This is a genomic window from Paraburkholderia caffeinilytica (assembly GCF_003368325.1).
GTDB lineage: Bacteria > Pseudomonadota > Gammaproteobacteria > Burkholderiales > Burkholderiaceae > Paraburkholderia > Paraburkholderia caffeinilytica.
On sequence record NZ_CP031467.1, the window covers coordinates 1,911,681 to 1,927,198 of the forward strand.

The 15,518-nt window shown below is 62.7% G+C and carries 11 protein-coding genes and 1 riboswitch; of the genes, 2 read left to right on the forward strand and 9 right to left on the reverse strand.

Going from position 1 to position 15,518, the window contains the following annotated elements; genetic code table 11:
* Positions 1 to 2: 2 nt before the first annotated feature.
* From DSC91_RS24815 to DSC91_RS24845, 7 genes are all read right to left on the reverse strand, one after another.
* The gene (locus DSC91_RS24815) at positions 3 to 1,013 is read right to left on the reverse strand and encodes an ABC transporter permease subunit (RefSeq protein WP_115781291.1); all 1,011 of its coding nucleotides are present in this window, start codon (positions 1,011 to 1,013) and stop codon (positions 3 to 5) included.
* 132 nt (positions 1,014 to 1,145) lie between these two features.
* Positions 1,146 to 2,774, reverse strand: coding sequence for an ABC transporter substrate-binding protein (locus DSC91_RS24820; protein WP_115781292.1), 1,629 nt, complete (start codon positions 2,772 to 2,774; stop codon positions 1,146 to 1,148).
* A gap of 196 nt (positions 2,775 to 2,970) precedes the next feature.
* Positions 2,971 to 4,614: an ABC transporter substrate-binding protein gene (locus DSC91_RS24825; RefSeq protein WP_115781293.1), complete on the reverse strand. Its 1,644-nt coding sequence runs from the start codon at positions 4,612 to 4,614 to the stop codon at positions 2,971 to 2,973.
* A gap of 234 nt (positions 4,615 to 4,848) precedes the next feature.
* A complete protein-coding gene (gene metF / locus DSC91_RS24830; protein WP_115781294.1) occupies positions 4,849 to 5,679 on the reverse strand; it encodes a methylenetetrahydrofolate reductase [NAD(P)H] in 831 nt (276 codons plus the stop codon).
* Positions 5,680 to 5,690: 11 nt separating this feature from the next.
* On the reverse strand, positions 5,691 to 6,044 hold the full coding sequence (locus DSC91_RS24835; RefSeq protein WP_028198543.1) for a phage holin family protein: 354 nt from the start codon (positions 6,042 to 6,044) through the stop codon (positions 5,691 to 5,693).
* Between the two features lie 142 nt (positions 6,045 to 6,186).
* Positions 6,187 to 7,602, reverse strand: coding sequence for an adenosylhomocysteinase (ahcY, locus tag DSC91_RS24840; RefSeq protein WP_115781295.1), 1,416 nt, complete (start codon positions 7,600 to 7,602; stop codon positions 6,187 to 6,189).
* A 33-nt stretch (positions 7,603 to 7,635) separates the two neighbouring features.
* A riboswitch (S-adenosyl-L-homocysteine riboswitch) is annotated at positions 7,636 to 7,772 on the reverse strand.
* Between the two features lie 157 nt (positions 7,773 to 7,929).
* Entirely contained in the window at positions 7,930 to 8,763 is an 834-nt protein-coding gene (locus tag DSC91_RS24845) for a glycosyltransferase family 2 protein (RefSeq protein WP_115783484.1), read from the reverse strand.
* Positions 8,764 to 8,985: 222 nt separating this feature from the next.
* Here DSC91_RS24845 and DSC91_RS24850 point away from each other — a divergent pair, with 222 nt between their 5' ends.
* On the forward strand, positions 8,986 to 9,927 hold the full coding sequence (locus DSC91_RS24850; protein ID WP_115781296.1) for a LysR family transcriptional regulator: 942 nt from the start codon (positions 8,986 to 8,988) through the stop codon (positions 9,925 to 9,927).
* On the opposite strand, the gene DSC91_RS24855 is transcribed toward DSC91_RS24850, so the two are convergent.
* Together DSC91_RS24855 and DSC91_RS24860 are read right to left on the reverse strand one after the other, a co-directional pair.
* On the reverse strand, positions 9,914 to 11,665 hold the full coding sequence (locus DSC91_RS24855; RefSeq protein WP_115783486.1) for an OmpA family protein: 1,752 nt from the start codon (positions 11,663 to 11,665) through the stop codon (positions 9,914 to 9,916). The genes DSC91_RS24850 and DSC91_RS24855 overlap by 14 nt on opposite strands.
* Positions 11,666 to 11,858: 193 nt before the next feature.
* Positions 11,859 to 13,508, reverse strand: a complete 1,650-nt coding sequence (locus DSC91_RS24860; RefSeq protein ID WP_115781297.1) for a GMC family oxidoreductase — start codon at positions 13,506 to 13,508, stop codon at positions 11,859 to 11,861.
* Between the two features lie 321 nt (positions 13,509 to 13,829).
* Between DSC91_RS24860 and DSC91_RS24865 the strand changes: the two genes are divergently transcribed.
* The gene (locus DSC91_RS24865) at positions 13,830 to 15,515 is read left to right on the forward strand and encodes an isovaleryl-CoA dehydrogenase (protein ID WP_115781298.1); all 1,686 of its coding nucleotides are present in this window, start codon (positions 13,830 to 13,832) and stop codon (positions 15,513 to 15,515) included.
* The last annotated feature ends 3 nt before the right edge of the window (positions 15,516 to 15,518 follow it).

Consider the following 15,518-nt stretch of genomic DNA (forward strand, 5'->3'; position numbering starts at 1 on the left):
GTTCACCTCGTATGGCGAATGCGCGGATTCAGCACGCCGTACAACAGATCGACGACGAGGTTCACAACGATCACCAGCGTGGCGATCATCAGGATACCGCCCTGCACCACCGGATAGTCGCGCCGGCCGATCGCGTCGATCAGCCACTTGCCGATACCCGGCCACGAAAACAGCGTCTCCGTCAGCACCGCGCCCGCGAGCAGCGTGCCGACCTGCAAACCGATCACGGTCACCACCGGAATCAGCGCATTACGCAATGCATGCACGACGATCACGCGGCCAGGCGACAAGCCCTTGGCACGCGCAGTGCGGATGTAATCCTCGCGCAGCACTTCGAGCATCGATGAACGCGTCATCCGCGCGACCACCGCCAGCGGAATCGTGCCGAGCACGATGGCCGGCAGGATCAGATGGCTCAGCGCGGATTTGAACGCGCCTTCGTCGGTGGACATCATCGCGTCGATCAGCATGAATCCGGTCACGTGCGGAATATCGTATTCGACCGCGATGCGGCCCGACACCGGCGTCCAGCCGAGCTTCACGGAAAACACCATGATGAGGATCAAGCCCCACCAGAAAATCGGCATCGAGTAGCCCGTGAGAGCCGTGCCCATCACGCCGTGATCGACCACTGTGCCGCGCCTGAGCGCCGCGAACACACCCGCGGGCAGGCCGACGATCAACGCGAACAGCATCGCGCACATCGACAGTTCGACGGTAGCGGGAAAACGTGCGAGGAATTCGCCCATCACGCTGGTATTGGTGATGATCGAGGTGCCGAGGTCGCCGTGCATGGCGCGACCGATGTAGTGAACGTATTGCATCGGCAAGGACTCGTCGAGCCCGAGCCGGTGCATCGCGGCGGCGTGCATGGCGGGATCGACGCCGCGCTCGCCCATCATCACTTCGATGGGGTCGCCCGGTATCAGGTGAATCAGCGCAAACGCGAGGATCGTGATGCCGATGAAGGTCGGTATCACCATGCCGATGCGGCGCAAAACAAAGCGGAACATGGTTTGTCCCTATGGTCTTGATGAAGAAAAAACGCAACCGGCGACGAGGGCTTGTGACCCCGGCCGCCGGACCATTTCGACCAGTTTTCTAACCGTGCGAAAAGCTACTGCGTAAGCTTGACTGGTTGACTATTATTTGACGCTGACGCCGTCGAAGCGCGCATAACCGAGCGGCTCGATACGCATATCGACCACCTTCTTGCTGACAGGCTGGTACACGGTCGAGTGAGCGATCGGCGAGAACGGCAGTTGCTGCGCGAAGATCTGCTGCGCCTGCATGTAGGCCGTCGTGCGCGCGCCCTGATCGGCCGACTCGCGGCCCTTCTGGACCAGATCCTCGAACGGCTTGTAGCACCACTTCGAGAAGTTGTTGCCGTTCACCGCTTCGCAACCGAGCAGCGTGCCGAGCCAGTTGTCCGGATCGCCGTTGTCGCCGGTCCAGCCGATCAGCATCGTGTCGTCTTCACCTGCGTGCGCGCGCTTGATGTACTCGCCCCATTCATACGTGACGATCTTCGCCTTCACGCCGATCTTGGCCCAGTCGGCCTGGATCATTTCCGCCATCAGACGGGCGTTCGGGTTGTACGCGCGTTGCACCGGCATCGCCCACAGCGTGATGTCGAAGCCGTTCGGATAACCGGCCTTGGCCAGCAGCGCCTTCGCCTTGTCCGTATCGTACGCGGCGCTCTTCAGGTTCTTGTCGTACGACCATTGGGTCGGCGGCATCGGGTTCGTCGCGGCCTGGCCTGCACCTTGATACACCGACTCGATGATCGCCTTCTTGTTGATCGCCATGTCGAGCGCCTGACGCACTTCGAGCTTGTCGACCGGCTTGTGCGACACGTTGTACGCGAGATAGCCGAGGTTGAAGCCCGGCTGCGACGGCATCGCGATGTTCGCTTCAGCCTTCAGCGGCGCGATGTCGGCCGGACGCGGATAGCTCATCACCTGGCATTCGTCGCGCTTGATCTTCTGCACGCGCACGCCGGCGTCCGGCGTGATCGAGAAGATCAGCTTCGAGATCTTCACTTCGTTCGGCTTCCAGTAATCCGGATTGCCGTCGAAGCGGATCGTCGCGTCTTTCGTGTAGCTGCGGAAGATGAACGGGCCCGTGCCGACCGGGTACTGGTTGATGTCGGCAGCCTTGCCCGCCTTCAGCAGCTGGTCCGCGTATTCACCCGAGAGGATCGACGCGTATTCCATCGCCAGATTCTGGATGAACGGCGCGTTGACTTCCTTCAGCGTGAACTTGACCGTGTACGGGTCGACCTTTTCGACGCTGGTAATCAGCTTATCGAGGCCCATGTCCGTGAAATACGGGAACTGGACCGGGTACGCCTTACGGAACGGCTGGTTCGTGTCCAGCATGCGCTGGAACGTGAACACGACGTCGTCCGCGTTGAATTCGCGGGTCGGCTTGAAGAACGAGGTGGTCTGGAACTTCACGCCGTGGCGCAGATGGAACGTATAGGTCTTGCCGTCCGCCGAGACATCCCATTTTTCTGCCAGGCCCGGCTCGACTTTCGTGCCGCCGCGTTCGAATTCGACGAGGCGGTTATAAACGGTGAACGTGTTGGCTGTGAAATCGACGCCAGTGGTGTACTGGGCCGGATCGAAACCCGCAGGGCTGCCTTCTGAGCAGTATACGAGTGTTTTGTTCGGAATCTCGGCATGCGCGCTCGTAGCGCCCAGCATCGATGCCGCTGCAGCTGCGACGAGCGTCGTAACACGCGCGGCGCGCAACAGGTTGTTTTGCTTCATGTTTCCTCCAGGTTCGGGGCCGGCTTCCGCCGGCGTAGCGCGATCTTACTTGAGCTTGGCTCACACCAACAAGCGGAGGAAAATACCCCTGTTGACGATCGGAAACCAATCAGGCATAAGGACGGCCGCTCGCCGGCGCCGGCCGGAGCGTGCGGCTGTCGCAAGGCGGGCCCAGCGGGAGACGGCCCGCTTGCTCTTATTTCAGACCGACGTTCATGAATTGCGTCGGGCCGAACGGGTCGATCTTGAAGCCCGTGACGTTCTTGCTGATGGGCTGATACACCGTGGAATGGGCGATTGGCGTGAACGGCACCTGGTCCTTGAAGATTTCCTGGGCTTCCGTATAAGCCTTGGTGCGCTCGGCAAGATCGGTCGTGCCGCGACCCTTGCGGATCAGATCGTCGTAAGGCTTGTAGCACCATTTGGAAAAATTACTGCCGTTCACCGCGTCGCAGCCGAGCAATACGCCCAACCAGTTATCCGGGTCGCCATAGTCGCCGGTCCAGCCGATCAGCATTGCCTCATGCTCGCCCGAATGACCGCGGCGAATATATTCACCCCATTCGTAAGTCGCGATCTTCACCTTGACGCCGATCTTCGCCCAATCCGCCTGCAGCATTTCCGCCATCAGACGCGCGTTCGGGTTGTAAGGCCGCTGAACCGGCATGGCCCACAGCGTCAGATCGAAGCCGTCGGGGTAGCCCGCCTCCTTGAGGAGCGCTTTCGCTTTGTCGACGTCGTACGGGGCGTCCTTCAGATTCTTGTCGTAGCCCCATTGCGTCGGCGGCATCGGATTGGTCGCCGCCTGGCCGGCGCCCTGATACACCGATTCGATAATCGCTTTCTTGTTGATCGACATATCGAGCGCGCGGCGCACCATCAGATTGTCGAGCGGCTTCTTGGTGTTGTTGTACGCGATATAACCGAGATTGAAACCGACCTGACTCGGAACGGCGAGAGATGCATCGGCTTTAACCGCTGGAATATCGCCGGGCCGCGGATACGACATCACCTGACACTCGCCGCGCTTCAATTTTTGCAGCCGCACGGCCGGGTCGACGGTAATCGCGAATATCAGCTTGCTGACTCTGACGACGCCCGGTTTCCAGTAATCGGGATTGCCGTCAAACCGAATTGAATCGTCCTTCGTATAGCTGCGGAAAATGAATGGACCGGTACCGACCGGATATAGATTCATATCGGACGCTTTACCTGCTTTCAGTAACTGATCGGCGTATTCAGCCGACAAAATCGATGCGAACGGCATTGCGATCTGCTGCAAAAACGGCGCATCGACTTCCTTCAGCGTGAAACGCACCGTATACGGATCGAGCTTCTCGACCTTGGTGATGTTCTTCGCGAGGCCAAGGTCGGTGAAATACGGAAACGGCACGGCGTAGGCTTTGCGGAACGGCTGTTCCGGATCGAGCATCCGCTGATAAGTAAACACGACGTCGTCGGCGTTGAATTCACGAGTGGGCTTGAAAAACGAGGTGGTCTGAAACTTCACGCCGTGCCGCAGATGGAAAGTGTAGGTCAGGCCGTCCTGCGACACGTCCCATTTCTCGGCAAGGCCAGGCTCGATATCGGTACTGCCGTGCGCGAACTCGATCAGCCGGTTATAGACCGTGTACGAGCCGGCGGTGAATTCCACGCTGGTGGTGAACTGGGCGGTGTCGAAACCCGCCGGACTGCCCTCGGAGCAGAACACGAGGGTCTTGTCGGGCAGGCTCGCCGCGTCGGCTGCTGCGGGCGCGAGGCCGGCAGCCAGCACCGTACAGGCGCTCAGGACTGGCAGGCAGGTATGGCGAACTGCAAACAGCAATCGGGATACTGTCATCACGTTCTCCGCACAGCAGCCAAGTCAGCTGCGCTTCGATCATAGACAGCGCAAAAATCGGGTTCAATGAGGACTTACGCGCCGCAGTAAAGACTGGATGGTGAAAATTGCTGCACTGCAGCGTAGCCAGTCTGACACATTGAATTCCCGGGCTGCCCAAACACCCGATTCCCGGCGAAAAAAAACCGCGCGGCTGGATAAGCCGCGCGGTTTTGTGCAAAGGCTAGTCCGCGCTTAAGCGCCCAGCCGTTCACAGATCGCCTTGGTCGCCGCGGCGCCGTTGAGCGTGTAGAAGTGCAGGCCCGGCACCTTCGCGTCGATGAGACGCCCGCACAGGTCCGTCACCACATCCAGCCCGAACGCGCGAATCGACTCGCGATCGTCGCCGAAGCTTTCCAGACGGCGCGCGATCCAGCGCGGCACTTCTGCGCCGCACATCTCCGAAAAACGCATCAGCTGCGAGAAGTTCGTGATCGGCATGATGCCCGGCACGATCGGCACGTCCACGCCGAGCTTCCTCGCGTCGTCGACAAAACGGAAGTACGCGTCGGCGTTGAAGAAGTACTGCGTGATCGCCGAATTGGCGCCAGCCTTCACCTTGTTGGCGAAGTTTTCCAGATCGTGACGCGGCGAGCGCGACTGCGGGTGGTACTCCGGATAGCCGGCCACCTCGACCCAGAACCAGTCGCCGAATTCGGCGCGGATAAAGCTCACCAGTTCCGACGCGTAACGCAGTTCGCCGACTTCGCCCATGCCGGACGGCAGATCGCCGCGCAGCGCGACGATATGGCGGATGCCATGCGCGCGGTACTCGTTGAGGATCGCGCGCAGGCTCTCTTTCGACGAGCCGATGCACGATACGTGGGGCGCCGCTTCGAGTCCTTCCTTCGCCATCTCGACGACGGTGTTGAGCGTGCCCTGTTGCGTCGAGCCGCCGGCGCCGAACGTGACGGACACGAACTTGGGCTTGAGCGAGGCGAGTTGCGCGCGGGTGGCGCGCAGCTTGTCGACGCCTTCCTGCGTTTTCGGCGGGAAGAATTCGAATGAAAGTTCGATCGGGTTCATGGTTCAGTAGGTCAACCGATACTGCGGTTGCCGAAAATAAGCGCGGACAGCAGCCACGAGACGATGCTGTACAGAATCGAGCCGAAGAACGCCGACCAGAAACCCGACACTTCGAATCCCTTCAGCAGCGACGCGCACAGCCAGAAGCACAGCGCATTGACCACCAGAATGAAGAGTCCGAGCGTGACGATCGTGACGGGCAGCGTCAACAGGATCAGCACCGGGCGCAGGATCGTATTGATCAACCCGAGCACCACCGCGACGATCAGGGCGGTGCCGAAACTGCGGATATGAATCGACGGCACGAGGTAGGTGATGATCAGAAGCGCAAGCGCGTTGATCAGCCAGGTCAGCAGCACGGTCATGTAGAGCTCCTTTGGCAGGATGTCCGTTTGAACGGAAACGGGCGGGCATGGTGAACGAAGCGGCGCCTTGCGCGCCGCTTCGTCGTCAAACTGTCATGCTTTAAAACCACCCGCGCACTTGATGCTACTTGGAAGCGGTTGCTTAGTAGCGGTAGTGGTTCGGCTTGAACGGACCATTCTTGTCGACGCTGATATAGCTCGCCTGATAGTCCGACAACACCGTCAGTTCCGCGCCGATACGACCCAGATGCAGGCGCGCGACCTTTTCGTCAAGATGCTTCGGCAGCACGTAGACCTTGTTTTCGTACTTGTCGCCGTGAACGAACAACTCGATCTGCGCGATCGTCTGGTTCGTGAACGATGCCGACATCACGAACGACGGATGGCCCGTTGCGCAACCCAGATTCACCAGACGCCCTTCGGCCAGCAGGATGACGCGCTTGCCGTCCGGGAAAATGATGTGGTCGACTTGCGGCTTGATGTTTTCCCACTGGTACTTGCGCGTCGATGCAACGTCGATTTCCGAATCGAAGTGACCGATATTGCAGACAATCGCGTTGTTGCGCATGGCCGCCATATGATCGTGGCCGATCACGTGGAAGTTGCCCGTTGCCGTCACGAAGATATCGGCCTTGTCCGCGGCGTATTCCATCGTCACGACGCGATAACCTTCCATTGCTGCCTGCAACGCGCAGATCGGATCGATTTCCGTGACCCACACCGTTGCGCCCAGACCGCGCAGCGATTGCGCGCAGCCCTTGCCCACATCACCGTAACCCGCCACGACCGCGATCTTGCCCGCGATCATCACGTCGGTTGCGCGCTTGATACCGTCGACCAGCGATTCACGGCAGCCATACAGGTTGTCGAATTTCGACTTGGTGACCGAGTCGTTCACGTTGATGGCCGGGAACGGCAGACGCCCTTCCTTTTCCATCTGGTACAGGCGGTGCACGCCCGTGGTGGTTTCTTCGGTCACGCCCTTGATGTGCGCGAGACGCGTGGAGTACCACACCGGATCCGCATCCAGATGACGGGCGATCGACTTGTACAGCGCCACTTCTTCTTCGTTCTCCGGCTTCGAGATCACCGAACGGTCTTTCTCGGCCTTCGAGCCGAGGATCAGCAGCAACGTGGCGTCGCCGCCGTCGTCGAGGATCATGTTGGCGAATTCGCCATTCGGCCATTCGAAAATGCGGTGCGAGAATTCCCAGTATTCGTCGAGCGATTCGCCCTTGAACGCGAACACCGGCACGCCGCCTTCCGCAATCGCGGCGGCAGCATGATCCTGCGTCGAGAAGATATTGCACGATGCCCAGCGAACGTCCGCGCCGAGTGCCGTCAAGGTTTCGATCAGCACGCCGGTTTGAATCGTCATGTGCAGCGAACCCGCGACACGCGCGCCCTTCAGCGGCTGCGAGCTCTTGTATTCCTCACGCGTCTGCATGAGGCCGGGCATTTCGGTTTCCGCGATATTCAGTTCCTTGCGGCCCCAGGCTGCAAGCGACATATCGGCGACGAGAAAATCTTGCTTTGAATCGAGAACTGCGGCGTTCATCACGCCCTCCTTTCTAAAAAATTGACTAGAAATTTGACGTGAGCGCGGTTCGATGCGGGGGATGAGAAAGCGCTATGCGCATCCTGGCCCTCCGATTGAAGCCTCCGAGCCTGGCGGGCGGCCGGCGAATATGCTGATTCGCGGTACCCGTCGCAACGCTCCTCGAAGACGAATGGCGATTGTAGCAAATCGAGATGGCTTCCGGGCGTGGATCGGGTCAGCGGAGTTAGCGCTTTTTTCTGTTTGGTGTTTGACCCCGGGCGGTGGTGAGCCGGCGCGGCGCGCATTGGCGCTTTCCCGGCAGGTCGAGCAAGGGCGCCGTGCGCGTTAGCCCTGCTGTCGGCCAGCTTCGGCGTTCGGGATTTGCGCCCTGTGGTCCGGGAGGGCAATTGCGGCCGGCTCGGCAGCGACGCCTGCCGCGCGCAACTGCGCGATACCCGTGCGCGCGGTGTCGAGGAACTGCCGCGAAAACCGGAATGCGTCGGCGGTATCGGCGGGATCCGGCGTCTGCATCCCAAGCGCGATGCGAAAATAGCGTTCGGCGTGAATGCCGGCGTGGTAATGCATACGCACGCGCTTCGCATCGCCGAGGCGCCGGTTGCCGAAAATCTCGCGCAGGGCCCAAGAAAACGCGCCATCTTCGCCGCCGATGCGGCGGAACGCGTCGTCCATAGGAAAGCCGCCGAGCGCCGCATACACGGCGCGGCGGATGATCAGGCTGCTAGGCACCGTATTGCTTAGCGTCGCGGCATGCCTGTCAAAATCGGCGTGACAAAGGATGTCGGCCGGAAAATCCGCGTATTCGACGTCGAGCCGCACGGACACTTCACTCGGGTTCTGCATGAAAAACGCGCTCGCGGCGGCCAACGCACCGGGCAGGTATTCGTCGTCGGCGTCGAGGAAGGCAAGCAGACCGTGAGCCGCATGCATCGCGCCCCAGTTGCGCGCCCGCGCCGGTCCACCGTTGTACGGCATCTGCAACAGGCACACGCGCGGGTCGAGATGTCCGTAGTGGGCGACCACGTCGATGGAGGTATCGGTCGAGCCGTCGTCCACCACGATGATCTGCGCAGCTTCCGGCTGGATCAGGCAGCTTTGGAGCGCGCGGGCGAGCGTCGCCGCGCCGTTGTAGCAGGGAATGATGATCGAGATGGGCGTCATGAATTGAAACTGGCGCTGCGTGCCGACAGAAGAGAACCGCCGATGGTATCCCGCTTCCGGCAACGTCCATCCTGGAAAAACGATGCGCGCGACCGCGCCCAGCAACGCGCTGCGCACGAACGGCGCCGATCTGAAGCGCGTCATCAGATTGCATCGCAATATAAATGCAATGACTTACAATCAGCCAGATCATTCCAAATTGGAATTCTGGAGCCTGAGATCGTGGAACTACGTGCGCTGCGGTATTTCGTCGAAGTGGTTCGTCAACAGAGCTTCACCGTCGCCGCCGAGCAGATGTTCGTCACGCAGCCGACCATCAGCAAGATGGTCAAGTCGCTGGAAGACGAAATCGGCTCGCCGCTACTGTTACGCGACGGACGTCAGATGGTGCTGACCGACGCCGGCCGGATCGTCTACCAGCGCGGTCAGGACGTCCTGGCCGCGCATGCGCAGTTGCAGGCCGAGCTGAACGACCTCGACACGCTCGGCCGCGGCGAGTTGACCATCGGCATTCCGCCGATGGGTGGCTCGCTGTTCACGCCGGCCATCGCCGCCTTCCGCCAGCGCTACCCGAAAATCGAACTGAAGCTGTTCGAGCAGGGTTCACGCGCGATCGAGACCGCGCTGATCCATGGCGAGCTGGAGTTAGGCGGCGTGCTGCAACCGGTCGACCCGGAAAACATCGAAGTGCTGCCGATGACGCGGCAATTGCTGTGGCTGGTCGCGCGCACCGGCTCGCGCTGGGACGATCTGCACGAAGTGCCGCTCGTCGAACTCGCCAACGAGCCGTTCGTGTTCTACGGCGAGAGCCTCGCGCTCAACGACGTCGTGCTGAATGCGTGCCGCACCGCCGGCTTTGCGCCGACCATCGTCGGACGCAGTGGACACTGGGATTTCATGGCGGCGCTGGTACTGGCCGGCGTCGGTATCGCTCTGTTGCCCGCGCCGTACTGCAGGCGGCTCGACGCGGCGCAGTTCACCTGCCGTCCCGTGGTGGAGCCGGAGATTCCGTGGGAGATGGCGATCGGCTGGCGTCGCAACGGCTATCTGTCGCACGCGGCGCGCGCGTGGCTGGCGGTGGCGCGTGAGACGCTGCCGGGCCAGGCCGGCGACGATTTCATGCCAGGACCGGGCATCGGCATGAGCGGCATTACGGCTGCGTGACAAACTCGATGCGGCGGTTGGCAAAGCGGCCGCCGGCCGTATCGTTGCTTGCAACCGGACGGACGTCGCCATAGCCTTGCGCGACCAGCGAATCCTCCGGAACCCCCGTCTTGACGAGATACGCGCGGACCGCTTCGGCGCGCTTCTTCGACAGTTGCAGATTGGCTCGTGCGCCGCCGACATTGTCCGAATAGCCGGCTACTTCGAGCTTGGCCGTCTTGCCATTGCGCGCGCAGGCGTTCAGCACTTGCGCCGACTGGTTCAGATCTTCCATTGCCGAGGCCGGCACGCGAGCGCTGGCGCTGGTGAAGTTGATCACCTGAAGGTTCAGCACCTTCACCACGTCAGCTGTCGCACACGAACTGTCCGGTGTGAGCAGTCCCTTGATCGCGCCGCGGAAATTCTCGGTTGCATTGGCGACCGCCTGTTCGACGCTGAACGAACCAATCTGATACGACGCGCCGAACAGCGACTTCAGTTTGTCGAGCCAGCCGAGCTTCGCGTTGGCCGCGCTGCCGCTCAGTTCGATGTGCGCGCCGTCCACTTTCACTTCCGCGCCCGGCAATGCCATCAGCGGCAGCAGGCCGTCCAGATGCGCGAGCCAGCCGGCCGGCCTGGTGTCCTGATCGACCGTGACGTTCGCGACGAAACGGTCAGCACCGAAACGCTTTGTCAGCGCGTCGATCAGCTGGCTTTTTTCGGCTTCGCTGTCGACCGTCGCGGTGAGCGTCGGCTTGCCGGCTGTGTCGACCGTGAAGCTGAGCTGGCTGTCCCTGGTCGGCGCGGGCGCCGCGGCAGGTTGCTGCGCTTCGTTGGCGGCGCTGGCTGCTACGGCGCTGGCGGCAGGCGCCGAAGCAGCGGCATCGCTGGCCGGCGCTGCGGCAGCCGAGGCGTCAGCCGGTGCGGACGCGGGCCGCACAGTCGCCTCGGCTTCCGCGCTGCTGCGCTCGCTGATTTGCTCGTCGCGTTGCTCGCTATGGCAACCACGCAGGAACAGGAAGGCCAGCACCGCGGCGATTGCCGCAAGCAGCCACCACAGCCACCTGCGCGAACGGGGCTCTTCGCGCACCACCGCATCCGCAGGCACGCGGATGCTCGACAGGGTTTCGGCCACCGGCTTGGCGGCCGGCGTCGGATGATCGATGTTCGCCGAGACCGCCTTCAGCTGCGACAGAATATTGCCGGTGAACGCGCCGAGTCCACCGAGGCCAAGGCCTGCCAGCAGACGGTCGTTCAGGTGCGGCGCAATGGCCGGCAGTTGATCGCCCAGCAGCGTGGGCAGTTGGCCGACGTTGCCCTGACCATCGAGAAAATGACGTTTCAGCAAGCCCAGCAGCGTAGCGCCGACGATACCCGTCATGGCGTGTGCCGCATGCGCCGGCACGCCAGTCTGGCTGGCGACTTCGTCGCTGAGCGTGTCGACGCGGCGATCGAGCACGCGCTCGAGCAACTGACGGCCCACGCCTTCCAGCTGGCTCACCCCCGTGGTGGTACCGAGCAGCTGCGGCAACTGTTCGGCGATGTGCCCGTTCACCTCTGGCGAGAGGATCATGGCGAACAGCGAACGCGCGCCGTCGAGCGTCGCGCCTTTCTGCATCAGGCCGGCGGCAAGCGCCGGGCCGGTTGCTCCAAGCACCTTCTGGGTCGAGTCCGGTGACAACCCGAAACGGGCCGCCAGTTGTCGCACGACGCCGTCCGTCATCGCTGACTGAATCAGCTGAATCACATTGATACTCATCGCTTCGCTTCCTTGAATTCCCGAACGCGCCACCTGACGCGCTCCTTTTCGCGGCGCGATTATAGGTTTGGGGAAATCTCATAAACGAAGCGGCACAATTTATGACGAATTAACCGACGTTTGCCTAAATATTCTTATATTTGCGAGCCAAATTAGGGAAATTGACGTGCCGCCTGCCCGTACGAAGCAGCCCTCAAGCCGCGATGCCAGTGATGCCCGTCGACGCCATCGCCGGCCCCGTTTGCCCTTCGCGCCGGCTTGCCGCGATCAGGGCCGCCGCGCGCTCGCCGATCATCACCGTCGGCGAATTCGTGTTGCCGCCGATCAGCGTCGGCATCACGGAGGCATCGACGATCCGCAACCCCGTCACGCCGCGCACCCGCAACTGCGGATCGACCACCGATTGCGCATCGCCGCCCATCCGGCACGTTGCCACCGGGTGATAGATCGTGTCGGCATGCTCGGCGATTGTCCGGCGCAACTCCGCCTCGGTCTGGTCGACGTGCGTGTACAGCTCCTTGCCGCCATACAGCGCCAGCGAAGGCGCGTCGAGAATACGCCGTGCCATCTGCGCGCCCTCCACCAGCAGGTCGAGATCGCGCGAGTCGCTGAAAAACCGCGGATCGATCACGGGCGCCGTGCGAGCATCGGCGCTTGCCAGCGTCACCGTGCCGCGGCTATGCGGCCGCAGCACGCACACGTGCAGCGAATAACCGTGACCCCAGTGCATATGGCGGTTATGGTCGTCGACGATCGCCGCGCAGAAATGCAGTTGCAGGTCCGGCCGTTCGAGCGTCGGCCGGCTCTTCAGGAAGCCGCCCGCTTCGGCGACATTGCTCGACAGCATGCCCGTTCCATGCCGCAGGAAGGTCACGAACTGCGGCAGCATGCGCGCAATGCCGCGAATCGAAAAACCGGTCGGCTCGATCGACGACACCCGTTTGTTGATCGTGAAGTCGACGTGGTCGATCAGGTTCTGGCCGACCTCGGGCGCATCGTGCAGCACCGGAATGCCGAGCGACTGCAGATGCGCCGCCGGGCCGATACCCGAGCACATCAGCAGTTGAGGCGAATTGAACGCGCCCGCCGCCAGCACCACCTCGGCACGCGCTTCCAGCGTTTCGGTACGACCGCCACGCACGATTTCGACGCCGGTCGCGCGCTTGCCGTCGAACGTCACGCGCAGCACCGTCGCATCGGCGATCGTATGCAGATTGGGGCGCTCGCGGTCGTAGATATAGGCGCGCGCGACGCTGCAGCGCCGTCCGTCGCGCTGCGTCACCTGGTAGAAGCCAATGCCTTCCTGGTCCGCGCCGTTGAAGTCGTTGTTCGGTTTGTAGCCGGCTTCGGTCGCGGCCTGCACGAAACGCTTCGAAAACGGATTGCGATAGCGCAGATCGGACACCGTCAGCGGACCGTCCGCGCCGTGCCATGCGTCGGCGCCGCGCTCGTTGCCTTCGGCGCGCCGGAAATACGGCAGCACCTCGGCCCACGACCAGCCTTCGCAGCCGAGCTGCGCCCATTCGTCATAGTCGAGCGGATGGCCGCGCGTGTAGATCATCGCGTTGATCGCGCTCGACCCACCGAAGCCCCGCCCGCGCGGCTGATAGCCCTGGCGTCCGCCGAGCCCCGGCTGGGGCGTCGTCAGATAGCCGTAGTTGGTCTTGAGTTTGTGCGGCACGACGGCCGCCACGCCCACCGGCATGTTCACGAACAGATTGCGGTCCGTGTGCGGACCGGCTTCGATCAGGGCAATCGTCGCGTCGGGGCAGCTATCCGCCAGACGGCTCGCGAGCGAGCAGCCGCCCGAGCCCGCACCGACGATGATGTAGTCGTATTGCATCCGCTCCTCCAATTAGGTCGCTTTGCCTGCCGACCTTTGCTTGCCGACCTTGTCTCGTGCACACTTGTCTACGTGTGTTTTACCGGCATTGTAGGGAGCGTTCCGGCGCGACGGCGAGTTCGTGTCAGAGCGATCCCTCTAAACGAAAACCCTCCCGCGACCCTATGATGAAAGACGCGCATGCGCCCGCCAGGCCGCCGCGTACGTCATTCAAACACGGCGCCCGGTGCGTCGTCCTCTGAGCGTGCGGCACGACACGCCACGATAAAACAGCACACCGCCGATCGGCGGCGGCGCGCATCCGGTGAACGGAGACAGCAGATGGAACGGCACAGTTTCGGCCACACCCACGACGTGACAAATCAGGCGCCGCCGCTCGCGGACTACAACCTGTTTTCGAGCGACGTGGCGTTGACCGCCGCCCTCGAGCGCGACGGGGCCGCGTGGCATCGCGAGGCGCTGCAGCGGCATGGCGCGGCGCTCACCACGCCGGAAACCCTCGCGCTTGCCGAACTGGCGAACCGCCACACGCCCGAACTGGTCACGCACAGCCCGCGCGGCGAACGCATCGACGCACTCGAGTTTCACCCTGCGTGGCATACGCTGCTCTCGCTGTTGCGCCGCGAAGGCCTGCACGCGATGCCGTTTTCGGATCCGCAGCGCGGCGCGATGGTCGCGCGTTGCGCCGGCTACTTCCTGCACGCGCAACTCGAATCCGGCTCCCTCTGCCCGCTGACGATGACCTTCGCGAGCATCCCGGTGCTGCAACGCGAACCCGCGTTGTTCGACACGCTGCGCGACAAGCTCTACACCCGTGAACACGATCCACGCGACGTGCCGCTCACGCAGAAAACCTCGGCGATGATCGGCATGGGTATGACCGAGAAGCAAGGCGGCTCGGACGTGCGCAGCAACCAGACCCGCGCCTATGCCACGTCCGGCAGCGGCCGTGGGGCGGAATACCGGCTCGTCGGCCACAAATGGTTTTTCTCCGCGCCGCAATGCGACGCGCATCTGGTGCTCGCCCGCACCGACGATCACGAAGGCCTGTCGTGTTTCTACGTGCCGCGTTTCGCGCCGGACGGCAGCAAGAACGCCGTGCAGATCCAGCGCCTGAAGGACAAGCTCGGCAACCGCTCGAACGCCAGCAGCGAAGTCGAATTCTTCGACGCGTTCGGCATCATGATCGGCGACGAAGGCCGCGGCGTGCCGACCATCATCGAAATGGCGAACTACACGCGGCTCGATTGCGTGATCGGCAGCGCGGCCCTGATGCGTGCGGCGCTGGTGCAGGCGATTCACCACGCACGGCATCGCGACGCCTTCGGCCGCCATCTGGCCGATCAGCCGCTGATGCGCAATGTCCTCGCCGACCTGGCGCTGGAATCGGAAGCCGCGACGGTGCTGTTCATGCGACTCGCGCGTGCGTTCGAAGCGTCGGCCGATCCGTCGTCGGCCGCACCCGCCGAACGCGCCTGGCGCCGGATCGTCACCCCGGCGGCGAAGTTCTGGGTCTGCAAGCGCACGCTCGAATTCACCGGCGAGGCGATGGAAGTCTGGGGCGGCAACGGTTACGTCGAGACCGGTCCGATGGCGCGCTTCTATCGTGAAGCGCCCGTCAATTCGATCTGGGAAGGGTCGGGCAACGTGATGTGCCTCGACGTGCTGCGCGCCATGGAGCGCGAACCCGAAGCGGCGCAGGCCCTGTTCGCAGCATGGCAAGCCGACGCCCAAGGGCATCCGGCTTTGAGCGCCGCACTCGGCAAACTTGCCGCCACGCTCAACGAACCCGCCGAGCATCGCGAAGCTTCCGCGCGACGGATCGCGCAGCACATCGTGCTGATCGCGCAAGCCAGCTTGCTGGTGAAGCACGCGCCGCCGGAAGTCGCCGAGGCCTTCATCGCGACGCGTCTCGCCGACAGCTGCGGCGAAAGCGGCCGCGTGTACGGCACGCTGCCGGCGTCGTTCGATCACGCGGCGATCATCGAGCGGGCGTTTCCCGCATGAAGC